The organism is Hydrophilobacter chitinilyticus (assembly GCF_049860745.1).
In the GTDB taxonomy this organism is placed as follows: Bacteria; Pseudomonadota; Gammaproteobacteria; order Burkholderiales; family Burkholderiaceae_C; genus Rhodoferax_B.
Map to the genome: position 1 here is coordinate 2943411 of NZ_CP187561.1, position 17510 is coordinate 2960920.

Below are 17510 nucleotides of genomic sequence, written 5' to 3' on the forward strand. Positions count from 1 at the left end.
GCCATGAGCGAACAAAACAATATCCCCACGAATGTCTCCACGAACGCGGCGCGTCTAGAGGTCAAAGGCCTCTCTACCTCGTTCGCCACCGATGCCGGGCGCATCCAAAGTGTGGCCGACGTGTCGTTCGCCATCCACCCCGGCGAAACGCTGGCCTTGGTGGGCGAGTCGGGTTCCGGCAAGTCGGTCACCAGCCTCACGTTGATGGGCTTGCATGCCAAAACCTCGCAAGCGCAGGTCGATGGCCAAGCCTGGTTTGTGCAGCGCGACGGCCAACGTGTCGACCTGCTGGCCATGCCCGAGCCCGCCAAACGCAAGCTGCGTGGCAACGAACTGGCGATGATCTTCCAGGAGCCCATGACCAGCCTGAACCCGGTGCTGACCGTGGGCGAGCAGATCGCTGAATCGGCGCGCCTGCACTTGGGCATGGACGGCCGCACGGCCCATGCGCATGCCCAACGCATGCTGCAGTTGGTGGAGATTCCAGCGGCAGCACAGCGTGTCAACGAGTATCCGCACCAGCTTTCCGGCGGCATGCGCCAACGCGTGATGATTGCGCTGGCCATGGCCTGCAACCCCACGTTGCTGATCGCCGACGAGCCGACCACGGCACTCGACGTGACCATCCAGGCGCAAATTCTGGCGCTGATGGGCCGCCTGCAAAAAGAGACCGGCATGAGCATGTTGTTCGTCACGCACAACCTGGGTGTGGTGGCGCAATACGCCGACGCCGTGGCAGTGATGTACGCCGGGCGCATTGTGGAGTCGGCGCGGGTGCACGACCTGTTTGCGCGGCCCGAGCACCCGTACACGCGTGGCCTGCTGGCTTGCCTGCCTGGCGTGGCACGCAAGCGCCAGATGGAAGCAGCCAAGGAGGCAGGGCAGGTGACCCACTCCGGCAAACGCCCACGTCTGGTGGCGATTCCCGGCCAAGTGTCGAGCCCCTTGTCGCCGCCACCCGGCTGCGCCTACGCGCCGCGCTGCGACCGTAAAACCAACACCTGTGAAGCCCGCATGCCCGCGCTGGAGGCCGCAGGCGCTCAGCGCATGGTGCGTTGCATCCACCGAGAGGAAGCCACTGTATGAACGCCGTCATGGACAAAATCGTGGCCCCCACTGAAGTGGAAGCCGAACCGTTGCTGCAGATCCAGCATCTGCGCAAATACTTTGGCAGCGGCACACACCCGGTGCGCGCCGTGGACGATGTGAGCTTCACCATCCGCAAAGGTGAAACGCTGGGGCTGGTGGGGGAGTCTGGCTCGGGCAAAAGCACCATTGGCCGTTTGCTCACGCGTCTGGTCGATCCCACCAGTGGCGAGATGCGCTACTTTGGTCAGGATCAAAAAGATGGCACAGCCGGTGGCGTCGATCTCGCGGGCTTGTCGCAAGGCCAATACCGGCCGTTGCGCTCGAAGATCCAAATCATTTTTCAAGACCCGTATGCCAGCCTGAACCCGCGCATGCGCATCCGCGAAGTGCTGGCCGAAGCGCTGGACACGCACGGCCTGGCCAAAGGCGCCAAACGCCTGCCGCGCATCCACGAGCTGCTGCAGCAAGTGGGCCTGCGGCCCGAGCACGCCGAGCGTTTTCCGCATGAGTTTTCGGGCGGCCAACGCCAGCGCATCGGCATTGCCCGTGCCCTGGCGGTGGAGCCCAAGTTCATCGTCGCAGACGAGCCGTTGTCGGCGCTCGACGTGTCGATTCAGGCGCAGGTGGTCAACCTGTTGATGGAGCTGAAAGAACAGCTTGGCTTGACGCTGCTGTTCATTTCGCACGACCTGGATGTGGTCGAATACCTGTGTGACCGCGTGGTGGTGTTGTACCTGGGCCGGGTGATGGAAATTGCCCCAACCGAGTCGCTCTACGCCAGCCCGCAGCACCCGTACACGCGGGCGCTGTTGGCTGCCGCGCCCATCCCAGACCCTGCCCAACGGCGCGACATTCCGCTGCTGCAAGGCGACTTGCCAAGCCCCGCGAATCCGCCCTCGGGTTGCGTGTTTCGCACCCGTTGCCCCATGGCCGAAGAACGCTGCGCCAGTGCCGACATGCAGTTGCGTGAAATCACGTCGGGGCACTGGAATGCCTGCTGGAAAACCTAAATTTGTGAACGAGAAGTGAGCCAAAAATGACAACAGCCTTCACCTTAGACGCCCACAGCAAGAGCTTCCCGCTTGCCGCTGCGGCTTGCACCTCTGACACCATCGCCGCCAAAGGCTGGAACCTGCTGGCCGATGACCTGGCCTACCCGGTGGTGGCGCTACGCACCTCCGCGCTGGCGCACAACGTGGCCTGGATGCAAAACTTTGCCGAGCGCAAAGGCATTGACCTGGCACCGCACGGCAAGACCACCATGTCGCCCGAGCTGTTTGCAAAACAGTTGGCCGCTGGGGCCTGGGGCCTGACGTTCGCCACCATCTTCCAACTGGCCGTGGGGGTGCAAGCCGGGGCGCGCCGCGCCATCATCGCCAACCAGGTGGTGTGTGATGCCGACTTGGACAGCCTGCACCACCTGCTGCAACAACATGCCGATTTGCGCGTGTGGTTCTTGGTGGACTCCATGGCGCAACTGGCGTTGATCGAAGACTGGGCTGTGCGCCGCAATGCCGCGCGCCGTTTCGACGTGCTGGTCGAAATGGGCGTGCCCGGCCAACGCACCGGCTGCCGCACCCTGGACGAAGCGCTGACCTTGGCCAAGGCCATTTCCGTGTCGCCCGCTGCGCAGTTGGGCGGTATTGAGTGTTATGAAGGCGGCGTGGCGCGCTGTGAAAGCGAACACGATGCGCGCGAAGTGACCGAGCTGGTGCGCCGCGTGACCGAAGTAGCGCGCCAGTGCGACACCCGTGGCCTGTTTGCCGATCCTGAAATTCTGCTCACCGCCGGTGGCTCCGCCGTGTTTGACCTGGTGGTGCCGCTGCTGCGCACCCGGGGCTTGTCGCGCCCAGTGCGTGGTGTGTTGCGCTCCGGCTGCTACATCACCCACGACCACGGCAACTACGCGCGTTTTCTGAAGGTGCTGGAGCAGCGCGAAGGGCTCGACAGCTCACTGCGCCCCGCGCTTGAAGTGTGGGCCATGGTGCAGTCTGTGCCCGAGCCTGGCCTAGCGCTGTTGACCTGCGGTCGACGCGATGTGTCGTACGACCTGGAAATGCCCATGCCCGTGCGCTTGGCACGCCGTGGCGCACGCGAAGCCGTTGACGCGCCCGCAGGCTGGACGATCAGCGCGCTGAACGACCAACACGCCTACCTGCGCTTCGACCCCGCCGGCGCTGTGCCGGCCGTGGGCGACCGCGTGGCCCTGGGCATTTCCCACCCCTGCACCACGTTCGACAAGTGGCGCTGGCTGCCGCTGATCGAAGACGACTGGTCGGTCTCGGGCGCGATCAGCACGCATTTCTAAGATCAAAAACAGCACGGCTCAGCCCAACCCACTCGGCACCACACTCGGCACCCATATGTCCGCCAATATGTCCGCCAATATCTCCGTTTTACCAACGACTTCCAGCCTGTTGCAGCAATTGCGCGAACGCCAACCGGCCTTGCCCGAGGCCCAACGCAACGTGGTGCGCATTGTGCTGGACGACCCGCGCGCGGCCGTGGTGGCCACGGTGGAGCAACTCGCGCAGCAAGCCGGTGTGTCCATGCCCACCATCGTGCGCACCTGCCGCAGCTTCGGCTACGACTCGGTGCGTGAGTTCATGCTGGCCTTGGCGCAAGACTTGGCGGTGTCGGGCTCGTACCTGCACCGCAGCGTGTTGGCTGAAGACAGCGCAAGTGATGTGTCGAACAAGATCGTGCACGCGGCGGTCTCGTCGCTGACCGATCTGGGCCGCCGCATCGACCACGCGGTGCTCGACAAAGTGGCCGACAAGCTGGCCGCCGCGCGCCGCATCGACTGTTATTCGGTGGGGGCGGCGTCGACCTTCATGGCCAGCGAGCTGCAAAGCCGCTTGTTCCGCCTGGGCTGCACGGCCAACGCCATTTTTGATGCGCACCAGCAACTGGTGTCGGCCAACACCTTGGGGCCGGATGGCGTGGCGTTTGTCATCTCCCACGTGGGGCGCATGCCCTACACGGTAGAGGCCGCGCGTTTTGCGCGCTCGCAAGGCGCCACGGTGGTGGCCCTGACGCAACCCGACACCCCGCTGGCCGAAGTGGCCGATCTGGTGCTGGCGGTTTCCGTGCCCCAAGACGCGGTGATGCGTGTGGGCACAGAGGCCTACTTGGCCCACCTGGTGGTGATTGAAATTTTGATGGTGCGCTTGGCGCAAAAGCTCGGGCCCGTGGCAACACGCGGCCTGCAGCAATTCAAACAACTGCTGCACAAGCATGGGTTCGACAGTGCCGAGTTTTCCGGCACCACTGACCAAGTCGACCCAGAGAAATGAAAGCGACAACCATGAGCAAAGCAACCCTTTTGAAGAATGGCTGGATCGTCGACGGCACCGACAGCCCGCGTTGGCAAGGCGACGTGTTGTTGGCCGGCGACCGCATCGTGGCCGTGGCCAAGACCGGTGAAATCGACGCCGTCACGCTAGATGCCTACGGCTCGGTCGAAACCATCGACTGCACCGGCCGCGTGGTGGCCCCAGGGTTCATCGACGTGCACACACACGACGACGCCGCGGTGCTGGACGACCCCGGCATGCTGCCCAAACTCTCGCAAGGCGTGACCACCGTGATCGTGGGCAACTGCGGCATCTCGTTGGCGCCGGTGGTCACCGCCGTGCCGGCCGCGCCGTTGTCGCTGCTGGGGCGCTTGCAGTTTCGCCATGCCAGCATGGCCGAGTACGCGCAGTCGGTTGATAGCGCCACGCCCGCCGTCAACGTGGCCGCGCTGATGGGCCACACGGCCCTGCGCATGCGCCACATTGGCGACCTGCGCCGTGCCGCCACGCCGGAAGAGCGCGACACCATGGCCGCCGCCATGCAAGAGGCGATGGACGCGGGCGCCCTGGGCTTGTCGTCCGGCATCTTCTACGCCGAAGCCTACGCCGCCGACATGCCCGAGCTGGTGGCCGTGGCCACCGTGGCCGCGCGCAACGGCGGCGTGTACGCCACACACATCCGCGACGAGCTGGCGGGCATCTTGCCGGCGCTGCAAGAAGCCGCGCAGACGGCCAAGCAGTCCGGCCTGCCGCTGGTGTTGTCGCACCACAAATGCGCCGGCCCGGCCAACTGGGGCCGCACCAAAGAGACGCTGCCGCTGATCGAAGAAATGGCCAAGGGCCAGGAGATCGCCATGGACGTCTACCCCTACACCGCGGGCTCCACCGTGCTGCGTGAAGACCTGGTGGACGGCATCATCGACATCCTGATCACCGGCAGCCAGCCGCACCCCGAAATGGGAGGCCGCTACCTGGCCGACATCGCCAAAGAATGGGGCGTGACGCAACAAGAAGCGGCGCTGCGCCTCAAGCCGGGCGGCGCCTGCTACTTCCAGATGCGCGAAGACGACGTGGAGCGCGTGGTGACCCACCCGCTCTCGATGATTGGCTCCGATGGCCTGCCGCACGACGAGCGCCCGCACCCACGCCTGTGGGGCGCGTTCCCGCGTGTGCTGGCCAGCTACTGGCGCGAAAAGGGTTTGCTGCGCCTGGAAGAAGCCGTGCACAAGATGACCGGCATGTCGGCCCGGCGTTTCCGCATGGGCAACCGGGGCGTGCTGCGCGCCGGTTTCATGGCCGACGTGGTGGTGTTTGATCCCGAGCTTGTGCAAGACAAGGCCACGTTCGAGTCGCCACGCCAGTTCAGCGCGGGCATCGAGAAGGTGTGGGTCAACGGCGTGTTGAGCTACACCGCAGAGCAGCGCGCCACGGGGCAGCGCGCTGGGCGATTTGTGCGGCGCGGAGCGGCTCAGGCTACCGCCTGATCCCGTTTCATTTGTTGACGAAATACTGAGCTAACGGCGACAGCGGCGCAGGGTTTTCCTAGTGTGTGGGTGGCGGCAGGCTGCGTAAGCTGGCTGTCGCCCCATCAGAGGAGACAACCCCATGCCCCAACAGCCCGCAAAGCCGCAACGCCGCCATTTCTTAACCACCGCATCCGCCACCTTGGCGGGCCTGGCCGCTCCCGCACTGGTGCGTGCCCAGGCTTACCCCGCGCGGCCCATCCGCCTCATTTGCCCCTGGCCAGCGGGCGGCTCCACCGATGCGGTGATCCGCTCTCTGGCCGTCAGTGCCAGCCGCAACTTGGGCGACACCAGCATCATCGTCGACAACAAGCCCGGTGCTGGCGGCATGCTGGGCGCCAACGAGTTGGTCAACGCCAAGCCCGATGGCTATACCTTGTCGCAAGTGCCGTTCGGCGTGTTCCGTTTTCCGCACATGCAAAAAACGGCCTACGACCCGTTGAAAGACTTCACCTGGATCGTGTGCCTCACGGGCTACACCTTTGGCCTTGTGGTGCCGGCCGACTCGCCGTTCAAAACCATCAAAGACCTGGTGGACTTTGCCAAGAAGAACCCCGACCAGGTGACCTATGGCTCCACCGGCACCGGCACCAGCCCGCACTTGGCCGTGGAAGAGTTTGCGCAAACGGCCGGCATCCAATTGCGCCACGTACCCTTCAAAGGCAATGCCGACAACATGCAAGCCGTGCTGGGCGGCCATGTGATGGCCGCCACCGACGCCACCGGCTGGGGCCCGCACGTCGACGCCGGCAAGCTGCGCCTGCTGGCCACCTACGGCTCGCAGCGCACCAAGCGCTGGCCCAACGTGCCCACGCTCAACGAGTTGGGCTACAAGACGGTGTCTGATTCGCCGTTTGGTGTGTGTGGCCCCAAGGGCATGGACGCTGCTGTGGTGAAAACCATCCACGATGCGTTCCGCAAAACGCTGGAAGACCCTGCGGTGCTGGCCACGTTTGAGAAGTACGACCAGACCGTGATCTACAAAGACACCGCCGCCTACACGCAATACGCGCGCGAGACCTTTGTGGCGGAGAAGGCGACGATCGAGCGGCTGGGCTTGGCGGGCAAGGGCTAGGGAAGGGTCTAAGGAAAAAGGGCCTTTTGCGCTTTCTGTATATGCGCAAACAGCTATTGAATCAATAGCATTAAAGGATTGACGTAGACGCGCCGCCAAGCACCATATGCTGGCGGCGTTTCCGTTTCTGGAGAGTGTTCAGCACTGTTCAGTTTCTGCGCAGTTGTGGTGTGTTGGCGCACCTGCGCAGGGGGGGGCACACATGGGGCTTCGTCAGTGGAAAACGTGGAATGCCGCGCCGGCATTGGCTTGGCGCGAATGTGGCGGTGATGGGCCGGTGCTGGTACGTGCTTTGCGCCACGGTTAGGGTGAGCCGCACAGCTTGCGGCTCGCAGAAGCTATTTCTTCCCTTAAAACCGCCAGCAGGAGACAACACCATGGACATGGCAGAGATCAAGCACTTCGGCCTCGAAAACCCTTACAAGAAGCAATACGGCAACTACATCGGCGGCGAGTGGGTGCCGCCTATCGACGGGCAGTACTTTGACAACGCCACGCCCATCACCGGCAAGGCGTTCACCAGCATCCCGCGCTCCAACGCCAAGGACATTGAGGCCGCGCTGGATGCCGCCCACAAGGCCAAAGACGCCTGGGGCAAAACCTCGACCACCGTGCGCGCCAACATCTTGCTGAAGATTGCCGACCGCATGGAGGCCAACCTCAAGACCTTGGCTGTGGCCGAGACCATCGACAACGGCAAGCCTCTGCGCGAAACCTTGGCCGCCGACCTGCCGCTGGCCATCGACCACTTCCGCTACTTTGCGGGCTGCATCCGCGCGCAAGAAGGCGGCATCAGCGAGATCGACAGCACCACCGTGGCCTACCATTTCCACGAACCGCTGGGCGTGGTGGGGCAGATCATTCCGTGGAATTTCCCGATCCTGATGGCGGTGTGGAAGCTGGCACCAGCGCTGGCGGCGGGCAACTGCGTGGTGCTGAAGCCGGCAGAGCAAACCCCGGCATCCATTCTGGTGTTGCTGGAATTGGTGGGCGACCTGCTGCCGCCGGGTGTGCTGAACGTAGTCAACGGCTTTGGTCTGGAAGCCGGAAAACCGCTGGCCTCCAGCCCCCGCATCGCCAAGATTGCGTTCACCGGCGAGACCAGCACCGGCCGTTTGATCATGCAGTACGCCAGCCAAAATTTGATTCCGGTGACCCTGGAGCTGGGCGGCAAAAGCCCGAACATTTTCTTTGCCGACGTGATGGACAAAGACGACGCCTTTTTTGACAAGGCACTCGAAGGCTTCTCGATGTTTGCGCTCAACCAGGGTGAGGTTTGCACCTGCCCCAGTCGCGCGTTGGTGCAGGAGTCGATCTACGAGAAGTTCATGGAGCGTGCACTGGTGCGCGTGAAGTCCATCAAGCAAGGCCACCCGCTGGACGCCACCACCATGGTGGGCGCGCAGGCCTCGCAAGAGCAGCTTGAGAAGATCATGTCGTACATCGAGATTGGCAAACAAGAGGGCGCCACCTTGCTCACCGGCGGCGAGCGGCTGATGCAGACCGGCGACGCGCTGGGCGGCTTTTATGTAGAGCCAACAGTGTTCAAAGGCCACAACAAGATGCGCATCTTCCAGGAGGAAATCTTTGGCCCGGTGTTGTCGGTCACTACCTTCAAGGACGAAGCCGAAGCCTTGGAAATTGCGAATGACAGCCTGTATGGTTTGGGCGCCGGTGTGTGGTCGCGCGACATGAACACGGCCTTCCGCATGGGCCGTGGCATTCAGGCGGGCCGGGTGTGGACCAACTGCTACCACGCCTATCCGGCGCACGCTGCGTTTGGAGGCTACAAGCAGTCGGGCATTGGGCGCGAGAACCACCGCATGATGCTGGATCACTACCAGCAGACGAAGAACCTGCTGGTGAGTTACTCACCTGACAAGCTGGGCTTTTTCTAACCCTTGGTGTAGCGGTAGACCGTGTTGCGCGACACGCCTAATGTGCGCGCAGCGGCCGACACATTGCCTTGGTGCTGGGCCAGCGCCAGGGCAATGGCGTCTGCTGTGACTTGCTGCAGACGTGCGGTGTGGGCTGCAGGTGCTTGTGCCTGCTGTGGCGTGGCCGGCGCCGCGCATTCATCGAGAAAGTCGTCTGGCAGGTGCTCGCGCCGAATCTCAAGTTCGCCCTCGGCCAGCACGGCGGCGGTGCGCAGCACGTTGGCCAACTGGCGTAGGTTGCCTGGCCAGGCGTAGCTGTTGAACAAGTCCATCACGTCACTGCCAACACGTTGTGGCGACGACGCTTCACTTTGGTTTTGGCTTTGCAGCATGCGCGCTACCACAGCGGCTAAGTCTGTTCGTTCGCGCAGCGGCGGCAGCTTCACCACCAGGCCATTGAGCCGGTAGTACAAGTCTTCGCGGAAGCTGCCTGCGGCGATCAGCTCACGCAGGTTGCGGTGTGTGGCGCAGACCACGGCCACGTCGACACGCACCACACGGCTGCCGCCCAGCGGGGTGACGCTGCGCTCTTGCAGCACCCGCAGCAAGCGCGCTTGCATCTGCAGCGGCATGTCGCCAATCTCATCGAGGAACAAGGTGCCGCCATGCGCCTGCACAATCTTGCCCACGCTGCCTTTGCGGCGCGCGCCAGTGAAGGCGCCGTCGTCGTAGCCAAACAGTTCGGACTCGATGAGGGTTTCAGGAATGGCGGCGCAGTTCAGCGCCACAAACGGGCCGCTGCGGCGTGGCGAGTCGTTGTGGATGGCCTGGGCCAGCAGCTCTTTGCCGGTGCCGGTTTCGCCCAGGATCAGCGTGGCGATGTCGCGGCCCAGCAGCTTGCTGACGCGTTGCAAGGCTTGCGCGAGTTGCGGGTCGCCGGTGTTGAGGTAGCGCAGGCTGGAGAGGGCGGGTTTAGGGGAAGGCTTTGGCGCTGGCTTTGAAGGTGCAGGCGTCAACGCAGCATCGTCAAACCGGCCAACATCAAACGCAAAACTGCGGTGCTGGGTGAACGGGTGGTACTCGGCACGCGCCATTACCTTGACGCCGCTGGGCAGGGTCATGCCCAACAGCTCGGGCGCCGCACTGCGGCAGTGGGCCAGCACCATGGCCATTTCCGTGCCCATCAGCGAGGAGAAGGTGTGCGCCTGCAGAGCGCGCAACGGCATGCCAAGTTGGAACTGCCCGCTGCGGTTGGCCGAGAGAAAACGCCCGTCGGGGGTGAAGGCCGCCATGCCTTGCATGAGGGTGCCAATGAACTCGGGCCGCGCATGGAAGTACACCAGCACCTGCTGCTCAAAGCTTTTGTGGAACACATGGTTTTCCACCATCTGCGCAGACATGCGCACCAGGGCCATGGTGTGTTTGTTTTGGCTGTGCTGGTCGCCGCTGACGTCCAGCGCGCCCATGATGTGGCCCGCAGGGTCGAGGATGGGCGCGCACGAGCAGGTGATGAAATGGTTGGCGCGCAAGAAGTGTTCAGCGGCGTGGACTTGTGTGGGTGTGCCCTCCACCAAGGCCGTGCCAATGGCGTTGGTGCCCTTGCTTTGCTCGGACCAAATGACGCCCGGGCGCAGCGCCACGCGGTTGGCCTTGGCCAGAAAGTCGTCGTCGCCCAGTGCATGCAAGATGGTGCCGGTGCTGTCGGTCAGGATCACCATGCTGTCGGTGCTGATGATCTGCTGGTAGAGCGTTTCCATCACCGGCAGGGCGTGGCTGCACAAGGCGAGGTTGCGCGCGCGTAATTCGCCTAGGGCGTGATCGGGCAGGGCGTGGAGGTCGGCGGCATCGTGCGCTTGCAGGCCGTGGGCCAGCGAGCGTTGGTGGGCGAGGGCGATCAACGCCCCGGCAGCTTGCGCGGCCTGAACGGACTGTGCGGCAGACGCATCAAAAGAGCCGGGCTGCGCCAGCCCCGATTGAGAACGGGTCGACATGTCTCCTCCAATAGAGGTGCGAGCCCGTGGAAACTGACATTTTTATAGGCCGGGCTCGATGGTGACCATACCATGCGAGCCCGATGCCCGACTTACAACGAGATAGCTTTACAGCTTCGCCAAGCGGTCGAGCGCGAGTTGCAGGGTCTCGTCTTTTTTGGCGTAGCAAAAGCGCACCACGCGTTGGTCGAACTGGTTGCCGTAGAAGGCGGAAAGTGGAATCGCCGCCACGCCGATTTCAGACGTGAGCCAGAGGCAGAAGTCGGCTTCGCTCAAGTCGCTGATGGCCGAGATGTCCACACACTGGAAGTAGCTGCCTTCACTGGGCAACAGCTTGAAGCGGGTTTTGGCCAAGCCTTCGCGGAACAGGTCGCGCTTGCGCTGGTAGAACGCGGGCAAGTCCAGGTAGGGCTGCGGGCTGGCCATGTAGCGCGCCAGGCCGTGCTGCACCGGCGTGTTGACGGTGAACACGTTGAACTGGTGCACCTTGCGGAACTCGGCCGTGAGGCTGGCTGGGGCCGCCACGGTGCCGACTTTCCAACCCGTGACGTGGTAAGTCTTGCCGAAGCTGGAGACGATGAAGGCACGTGCCGCCAAGCTCGGGTAACGCGCCGCGCTTTCGTGTTGGCGCTGGTCGAACACCATGTGTTCGTAGACCTCGTCACTGATCAGCAGCACGTCGGTGGGGGCCAGCAAGTCTTGCAACTGCAGCATGTCTTCGCGCGACCAGATGGTGGCGCTGGGGTTGTGCGGCGAGTTGATCAGGATGGCGCGGGTCTTGGGCGTCATGGCCGCTGCGATCTTGTCGAAGTCGGGGCGGAAAGTGCCCGGCGTCAGCGGTACGCGCACCACGGTGCCGCCCGCCAGCTCGATGTTCGGCACGTAGCTGTCGTAGCAGGGCTCGAGCACGATAACTTCGTCACCCGCGCGCACCACGGCCAAGATGGCGGTGATGATGGCCTGGGTGGCGCCAGCGGTGATGGTGATCTCGCTGGCCGGGTTGTATTTGTAGCCGTGCAGCGCCTCGATCTTCGCCGCCACGGCTTCGCGCAGTGGCGCCACACCGGTCATGGGCGGGTACTGGTTCAGGCCTTCCTGCATGGCCGAGGTCACGGCGTTGACCAGTGCAGGGTCGCAGTTGAAGTCTGGAAAACCTTGCCCCAAATTCACCGCGCCTTTTTCGGCCGCCAGGGCCGACATCACCGTGAAGATGGTGGTGCCCACGGCGGGCAGCTTGGTTTGCAGGACGGGGGTGCGGGGGGCAATGTTGGCGGTTGTCTCGGTGCTCATGGTCGCAAAACAATTAGTTGGGCGGTTGAATCGAAAAAGCAAAAAGTGATCGTACTGGTTTCAACGGTCAGTCAAGGAGAACACGGTTCCAGATCAGAACCACCACGGAACCGGCTTCGCCGGGCCGTTGGTGGTGCCCCCTGCAAGGGGGTGGGCGGCTACACGCAGTGAGCAACCTGGGGGTGTTCAAAGCTCGTAGTCGTTGACGTGGCCATTCATGGCCTTGGCGACCAGGTTGCGGTTCAAACGGTCGCTCAACAGCTCGGCAAACTGGTAGACGAAGTTGCGCAGGTAAGCACCGCGTTTGAACGCGACACGCGCCACGTTGATGCCAAACAGCGAACCCACGGGGCGGGTGATGAGGTCGGAGTTGACGTCGTCACGCACGGCCATTTCGGCCACGATGCCGATGCCCAGCCCTAGGCGCACATAGGTCTTGATCACGTCCGAGTCGATGGCTTCGAGCGCAATGCGCGGCTCGAGTTTGCGCGAGGCAAAGGCCTGATCAATCTTGGTACGGCCGGTGAAGGACGGGTGGTAGGTGATCAGCGGCTCTTTGGCGATGTCTTCGAGCGTCAGGCGCTCTTTGGCGGCCAGCGGGTGGTTGGGTGGCAGCACCACCACGTGTTGCCACTCATAACAGGGCAAGGTCACCAGCTCGGTGTAGTTGGAGAGCGATTCGGTGGCAATGCCGATCTCGGCCACCTCGTCCAGCAGCATGCGCGCGACTTGGTCGGGCGCGCCTTGGTGCAGGCTGACGTTAACCTTGGGAAAGCTTTCACGCAGCCGCGCCACGGGCACGGGCAGCACGTAGCGGGCCTGGGTGTGGGTGGTGGCAATCGACAGGGTGCCGCTGTCTTGGGCGCTGAACTGCTCACCAATGCGCTTCAGGTTGCCGACTTCGCGCATGATGGCCTCGATGCTTTGCAGCACGTGCTGACCGGGTTCGGTGATGCGTTTGAGGCGCTTGCCGTGGCGCGCGAAGATCTCGACGCCCAGCTCTTCTTCGAGTTCGATAATGGCTTTGGACACGCCCGGTTGCGAGGTGTGCAAGGCCTTTGCCGCTTCGGTCAGGTTCAGGTTGCGACGGGCCGCTTCCTGGACAAAGCGAAATTGGTGTAGATTCATATCGAATTTCAGCTAACGTTGAAATTCATTATGCATCAGTGCTCTATTGAAAGTCAGTCGAGCGCGATTTTAGCGATCAAATCGATCAGGTCGGGGTGCTCCCCCACGGCGGGTTGAAGCTTCCACGCCACAGTGGGGTGAAGTACTTGGGCGGCCGCCAGCAACTTTGGCAAGTCTTCGCGAGCATGCCGGCCAACGCCTAGGAACAATGGCACCACGGTGATCTGCGTGGCGCCCTGGGCGATGAGTTGTGCGGTGGCTGTGTCGAAGTCGGGCTCGGTCAGTTCGAGATAGGCGCAACACACCGCTGCGTCCGGCTCTTTTGCCGCGACCCGCGCGGCCACGGCTTGCATGGGCTGGTGCCAGACCGGATCACGCGAGCCGTGGGCGAAGAGAAGAATTCCTTTGCGGAACATCGTGACAGGTCTTCGCTAACGCTTCAATACCAGCCAGCCAAACGCCCCCAGCGACAACACCGAGTAAATCAGCCCCGGCGCGGCAGCCGTGAGCCACGGTTGCCAGTTCTGCAGGTTGCCGATGTAGCCAAACACGTTGTTCAACAAGAAGAAGCTGATGCCGGCCATCACACCGCCAAACACATAGGTGGCGATGCCACCCGAGCGGAAGTGCAGGTAGGCAAACGGCAGGGCCAATACCACCATCACGATGCAACTGATGGGGTAGAACACCTTGCGCCAGAACTCAATCTCGTAGCGCTGGGCCGACTGGCCGTTGGCTTCCAGGTGGGTGATGTACTGGTACAGGTCGATGGTGCGCATGCGGTCTGGCTTGAGCAGGGCGGTCGACACCATCTCGGCCGAAATTTCGGTGGGCCAACGGTAGGTGTCCATCTGTGTGCGTTTCACCGAAGCCTGTTCGCTGTTGGCGGTGTCAAACACGGTGCGCCGTACGTTGGTCAGGTCCCAGCCCTTGCTGTCCGGCGCGAAGGTGCCCGATGCCGCTTGTACGCTGGCGTTCAAGCGGCCGCGCTCGTCAAACTCAAAAATACGGATGCTTTCCATGGTGCGCCCGGCTTTCAGGGAGCCTACGTTCACGGCAGACGAGTTGTTGCCTTGCTTTTCTTTGAGCCACGCACCCGTCTGGCCGATGGAAATGGCGCCGACGAAAGGCGCTTTGACCAACTGTGAGGCTCGGTCGGTGGTGGGGGCGAGATAGTCGCCCACGGCAAAGGTCAGCACTACAAAACCTAACGCCATGATCAACAGCGTCTGTAGCGCGCGCCAGGGCCCGAGCCCGCTGGTGCGCAGAATGGTGTATTCAGAGCTTTGTGCCAGCCGGGCCATGACGAAGATGGTGCCGATCAACACCGCAATGGGCAGCAATTCGTACAAGTGGCTGGGGACCATCAGCGTCACCACAAGGAACAGCCGCAGCATGTCGTAATTGGCCGAGCCGGGTTTGCCGATGTCGCGCAGCTCATCGACAAAGTCGAAAAAGAAAAACAGCGCGAGAAACCCCAGGGCGACAAACACCACGGCGGAAAGAATCTCTTTGTAGAGCAGGCGGCGGATGGTCTTCATGAGGTTTGGGCTTGCTTCTTGGCGGGCAGCAGGGCGTGCCAGGTCCAGCGGTTGTGGCGAACGGTGAGCCAGACCATGGCCAGCACAAAAACGCCACCATGCAAGGCGATCAGAAAGGGTGCAAAGCCAATCGAGCCATTGCCGATCCAGTTCTGCCCCAGGTTCAGCAGGTTGTAGTAAACGACGAATGTGAACAGGGCCAGGACAAGGTTGCCGCCCCGGGCGGAGCGCGGGTTGCCCGACGACACGGCAAGGGCAATTAGCACAAAATTGAACGAAGCCAGCCCTAAGCCTATGCGCCAAGCCAGTTCAGACAAGTCACCGCGAGTGCGTGATATCAGCAGATCCATTGTGGTGCGGGCACGCCAGGGTACCTCGTCTATGGCCTCCACGACCTTTTCGCCAATGCGTGTGCCGTATTCGTCGAAATCGCTGACCTTCAGATCGAGCTTGCCGATGCTCGATTCCACGCGTTGGCCGTTTTGCAACATCAGGAAGCGGCCATCTTCTTCCACCTCGATGCGCGCGCTGCGGGCCGAAGTCACGGCTTCCTTGCCGTGGTCTACCGAGGAGATGAATACGTTGTTGCCGGTGCGGGCGTCGGGGGAGTCCTTGTCAATAAAGAAAACGCGTGTGCCGCTGGAGGATTCCTGGAACTGGCCAGGCGCCACGCGCTCCAGGTCGCCACGCTTCTCGTAGCGGTTTTTCATGTCGCTGATTTGCTGGTTGGTCCAGGGCCAGACAAACAAAGCCAGCGCCGCTACGGCCAGCATCATGGGCCAGGCGAAACGCAGCAACGGCTTCAAAAAGCCAAAAAGCCCCTGGCCACCGGCAAACCAGATGGCCATTTCGCTGTCGCGGTACATGCGTGATAGCGTGGACACCACGGCGATGAACAGGCTCAGCGTAAGAATGGGCGCCAGATAACCCAGCACGGTATAGCCCATCACCATCAGCACTTCTGATGGGTTGACGCTGCCTTTGGAGGCCTGGCCGAGTGTGCGGATCAGCATCATGGTCATGACCACGGTGACCAACGCCACCAGCGTCGCGCCAAAACTGCGCGCAAGCTCTTTGCGAATGGAGGAATGGAATAACATCGTCTTCAACGAAAGGGTGAATTATGAACTTTGAGTTGAAATCGTTGGATCTGGCCGGCGCCGCCGCAGAGAAGTGTGAAGCATTGGTGGTCTTGGTGCCTGAGGGCTTGGTCAAGTCCGGTAAGAGTTCATTGTCACTGCTCATCGAGCAGTCCGGCAAAGCCGGGGATTTCGAGGGCAAGGCTGGCAAATTGCTGCAGACCTACCGCGTCGATGGCGTGGCCGCACCCAAAGTGGTGCTGGTCGGGATGGGCGATGGTAGCGCCAAACAAGTCCGCCAAGCGATTGGTGCGGCTTGCGGCGCACTGAAGAGCGCCAAAATCAAGAAACTCGTCTTGGCTTTTGCCAGCACGCCACAGGCCGGTGCGGTGCGCGCGGCCGTGTTGGCTGTGGCCGACGCCACTTACGTCTACACCACCACCAAACCCAAGGCCGAAGGCCGAACCCTGACGCGCGTGCTGCTGGGCCTGCCCGAAGCCGCGCCTTGGCGTGCCGAGCTCAATTTGGGCCAGGCCTTGGCCACGGGCATTGAGTTCACCAAGGAATGGGGCAACCGCCCGGCCAACCACGCCACGCCGACGCTGTTGGCGCAGGCGGCCAAGGGCTTGGCCAAGCTGCCGAAAATCAAGTGCGAAGTGCTCGGTCCGCGTGAAGTCGAAAAGCTGGGCATGCATACTTTCATGTCGGTGGCCCAGGGCTCCAAAGAGCCGCTACGCTTCATCGTGCTGCGTTATGACGGCGGCGCCAAAACCGCCGCGCCGCATGTGCTGGTGGGCAAGGGCATTACGTTCGACACCGGCGGCATTTCCATCAAGCCCTCGGCCGAGATGGACGAGATGAAGTTCGACATGTGCGGCGCGGCCAGCGTGTTGGGGGTGTTCCGTGCGTTGGCAGAAATCCAGCCGAATATCAACGTGGTGGGGCTGATTCCGGCTTGTGAAAACATGCCCGACGGCGGTGCGGTCAAGCCTGGCGATGTGGTGACCAGCATGAGCGGCCAAACTGTCGAGAATCTCAATACTGACGCCGAAGGCCGCCTGGTACTGTGCGACGCTCTGCATTACGCCGCGCGCTTCAAGCCTGCGGCCATCGTCGATATTGCGACGTTGACCGGCGCCTGCGTGGTGGCCCTGGGCGGTGTACGCAGTGGCGTGTTCGCCAACGATGATGGTTTGGCGCAAGCCCTGCTGGAAGCTGGGGATGCCGCACTTGACCCCGGCTGGCGCCTGCCGCTGGACGACGAATACGGCGAAGGCCTGAAAAGCAATTTTGCCGACGTGGCCAACGTGGCGGGGCGCGCGGGTGGGGCGGTCACCGCAGCCAAGTTCCTGCAACGTTTTGTGGGCACGACGCGTTGGGGGCATCTGGACATCGCTGGCACGGCTTGGCGCAGCGGCGCGGCCAAGGGCGCAACGGGCCGTCCTGTAGGGCTGTTGGTGCATTACCTGCTGGGTCAGGCTTCGAGCGCTGCGAAAACCGTGGCACCTCGCACTTCGCGTGCGGCTACGCGGCAATCGGCGGTTAAGGTGGCGGTTAAGACGCCAGCCAAGGCGGCTCCGCGCGCAGCGGTTAAACGCACGGCATGATTTTGAAGCGAAAG

14 protein-coding genes are annotated in these 17510 nt (G+C 62.7%); 8 read left to right on the forward strand and 6 right to left on the reverse strand.

Translation table 11 applies throughout. From position 1 onward, the window contains the following. Positions 1 to 3 precede the first annotated feature (3 nt). The 7 genes from ACPWMG_RS13020 to adh all read left to right on the forward strand — a co-directional run bounded on the left by ACPWMG_RS13020 (position 4) and on the right by adh (position 8881). Positions 4 to 1086 (forward strand): ABC transporter ATP-binding protein, encoded by a 1083-nt coding sequence (locus ACPWMG_RS13020; protein ID WP_483305058.1) that lies wholly within the window; start codon positions 4 to 6, stop codon positions 1084 to 1086. Beyond that, the gene (locus ACPWMG_RS13025) at positions 1083 to 2099 is read left to right on the forward strand and encodes an ABC transporter ATP-binding protein (RefSeq protein ID WP_483305059.1); all 1017 of its coding nucleotides are present in this window, start codon (positions 1083 to 1085) and stop codon (positions 2097 to 2099) included. Before ACPWMG_RS13020 ends, ACPWMG_RS13025 begins: the two co-directional genes overlap by 4 nt. A 26-nt stretch (positions 2100 to 2125) precedes the next feature. Further along, positions 2126 to 3397, forward strand: coding sequence for an amino acid deaminase (locus ACPWMG_RS13030; RefSeq protein ID WP_483305060.1), 1272 nt, complete (start codon positions 2126 to 2128; stop codon positions 3395 to 3397). A gap of 67 nt (positions 3398 to 3464) precedes the next feature. After that, the gene (locus ACPWMG_RS13035) at positions 3465 to 4385 is read left to right on the forward strand and encodes a MurR/RpiR family transcriptional regulator (protein WP_483305061.1); all 921 of its coding nucleotides are present in this window, start codon (positions 3465 to 3467) and stop codon (positions 4383 to 4385) included. Between the two features lie 11 nt (positions 4386 to 4396). Beyond that, on the forward strand, positions 4397 to 5869 hold the full coding sequence (locus ACPWMG_RS13040; protein ID WP_483305062.1) for an N-acyl-D-amino-acid deacylase family protein: 1473 nt from the start codon (positions 4397 to 4399) through the stop codon (positions 5867 to 5869). Positions 5870 to 5990: 121 nt separating this feature from the next. Continuing rightward, on the forward strand, positions 5991 to 6983 hold the full coding sequence (locus ACPWMG_RS13045) for a Bug family tripartite tricarboxylate transporter substrate binding protein (protein ID WP_483305063.1): 993 nt from the start codon (positions 5991 to 5993) through the stop codon (positions 6981 to 6983). Positions 6984 to 7360: 377 nt separating this feature from the next. Beyond that, the gene (adh, locus tag ACPWMG_RS13050) at positions 7361 to 8881 is read left to right on the forward strand and encodes an aldehyde dehydrogenase (protein ID WP_483305064.1); all 1521 of its coding nucleotides are present in this window, start codon (positions 7361 to 7363) and stop codon (positions 8879 to 8881) included. On the opposite strand, the gene ACPWMG_RS13055 is transcribed toward adh, so the two are convergent. The 6 genes from ACPWMG_RS13055 to lptF all read right to left on the reverse strand — a co-directional run bounded on the left by ACPWMG_RS13055 (position 8878) and on the right by lptF (position 15910). After that, on the reverse strand, positions 8878 to 10851 hold the full coding sequence (locus ACPWMG_RS13055) for a sigma-54-dependent Fis family transcriptional regulator (protein WP_483305065.1): 1974 nt from the start codon (positions 10849 to 10851) through the stop codon (positions 8878 to 8880). The genes adh and ACPWMG_RS13055 overlap by 4 nt on opposite strands. Before the next feature lie 108 nt (positions 10852 to 10959). Beyond that, positions 10960 to 12141, reverse strand: coding sequence for a pyridoxal phosphate-dependent aminotransferase (locus ACPWMG_RS13060; RefSeq protein ID WP_483305066.1), 1182 nt, complete (start codon positions 12139 to 12141; stop codon positions 10960 to 10962). Between the two features lie 186 nt (positions 12142 to 12327). Further along, positions 12328 to 13269 carry a CysB family HTH-type transcriptional regulator gene (locus tag ACPWMG_RS13065; protein WP_483305067.1) on the reverse strand — a complete coding sequence of 314 codons (942 nt, stop codon included), beginning with the start codon at positions 13267 to 13269 and terminating at the stop codon, positions 12328 to 12330. Positions 13270 to 13322: 53 nt separating this feature from the next. Then, positions 13323 to 13685 carry a sirohydrochlorin chelatase gene (locus tag ACPWMG_RS13070; protein ID WP_483305068.1) on the reverse strand — a complete coding sequence of 121 codons (363 nt, stop codon included), beginning with the start codon at positions 13683 to 13685 and terminating at the stop codon, positions 13323 to 13325. Between the two features lie 15 nt (positions 13686 to 13700). Beyond that, entirely contained in the window at positions 13701 to 14810 is a 1110-nt protein-coding gene (gene lptG, locus ACPWMG_RS13075; RefSeq protein WP_483305069.1) for an LPS export ABC transporter permease LptG, read from the reverse strand. Further along, complete coding sequence (gene lptF / locus ACPWMG_RS13080; protein WP_483305070.1) at positions 14807 to 15910, reverse strand: LPS export ABC transporter permease LptF; 1104 nt, start codon at positions 15908 to 15910, stop codon at positions 14807 to 14809. The genes lptG and lptF overlap by 4 nt, the downstream gene beginning before the upstream one ends. Before the next feature lie 23 nt (positions 15911 to 15933). On the opposite strand from lptF, the gene ACPWMG_RS13085 reads away from it, so the two are divergent. Beyond that, the gene (locus ACPWMG_RS13085) at positions 15934 to 17496 is read left to right on the forward strand and encodes a leucyl aminopeptidase (RefSeq protein WP_483305071.1); all 1563 of its coding nucleotides are present in this window, start codon (positions 15934 to 15936) and stop codon (positions 17494 to 17496) included. Positions 17497 to 17510: the final 14 nt, after the last annotated feature.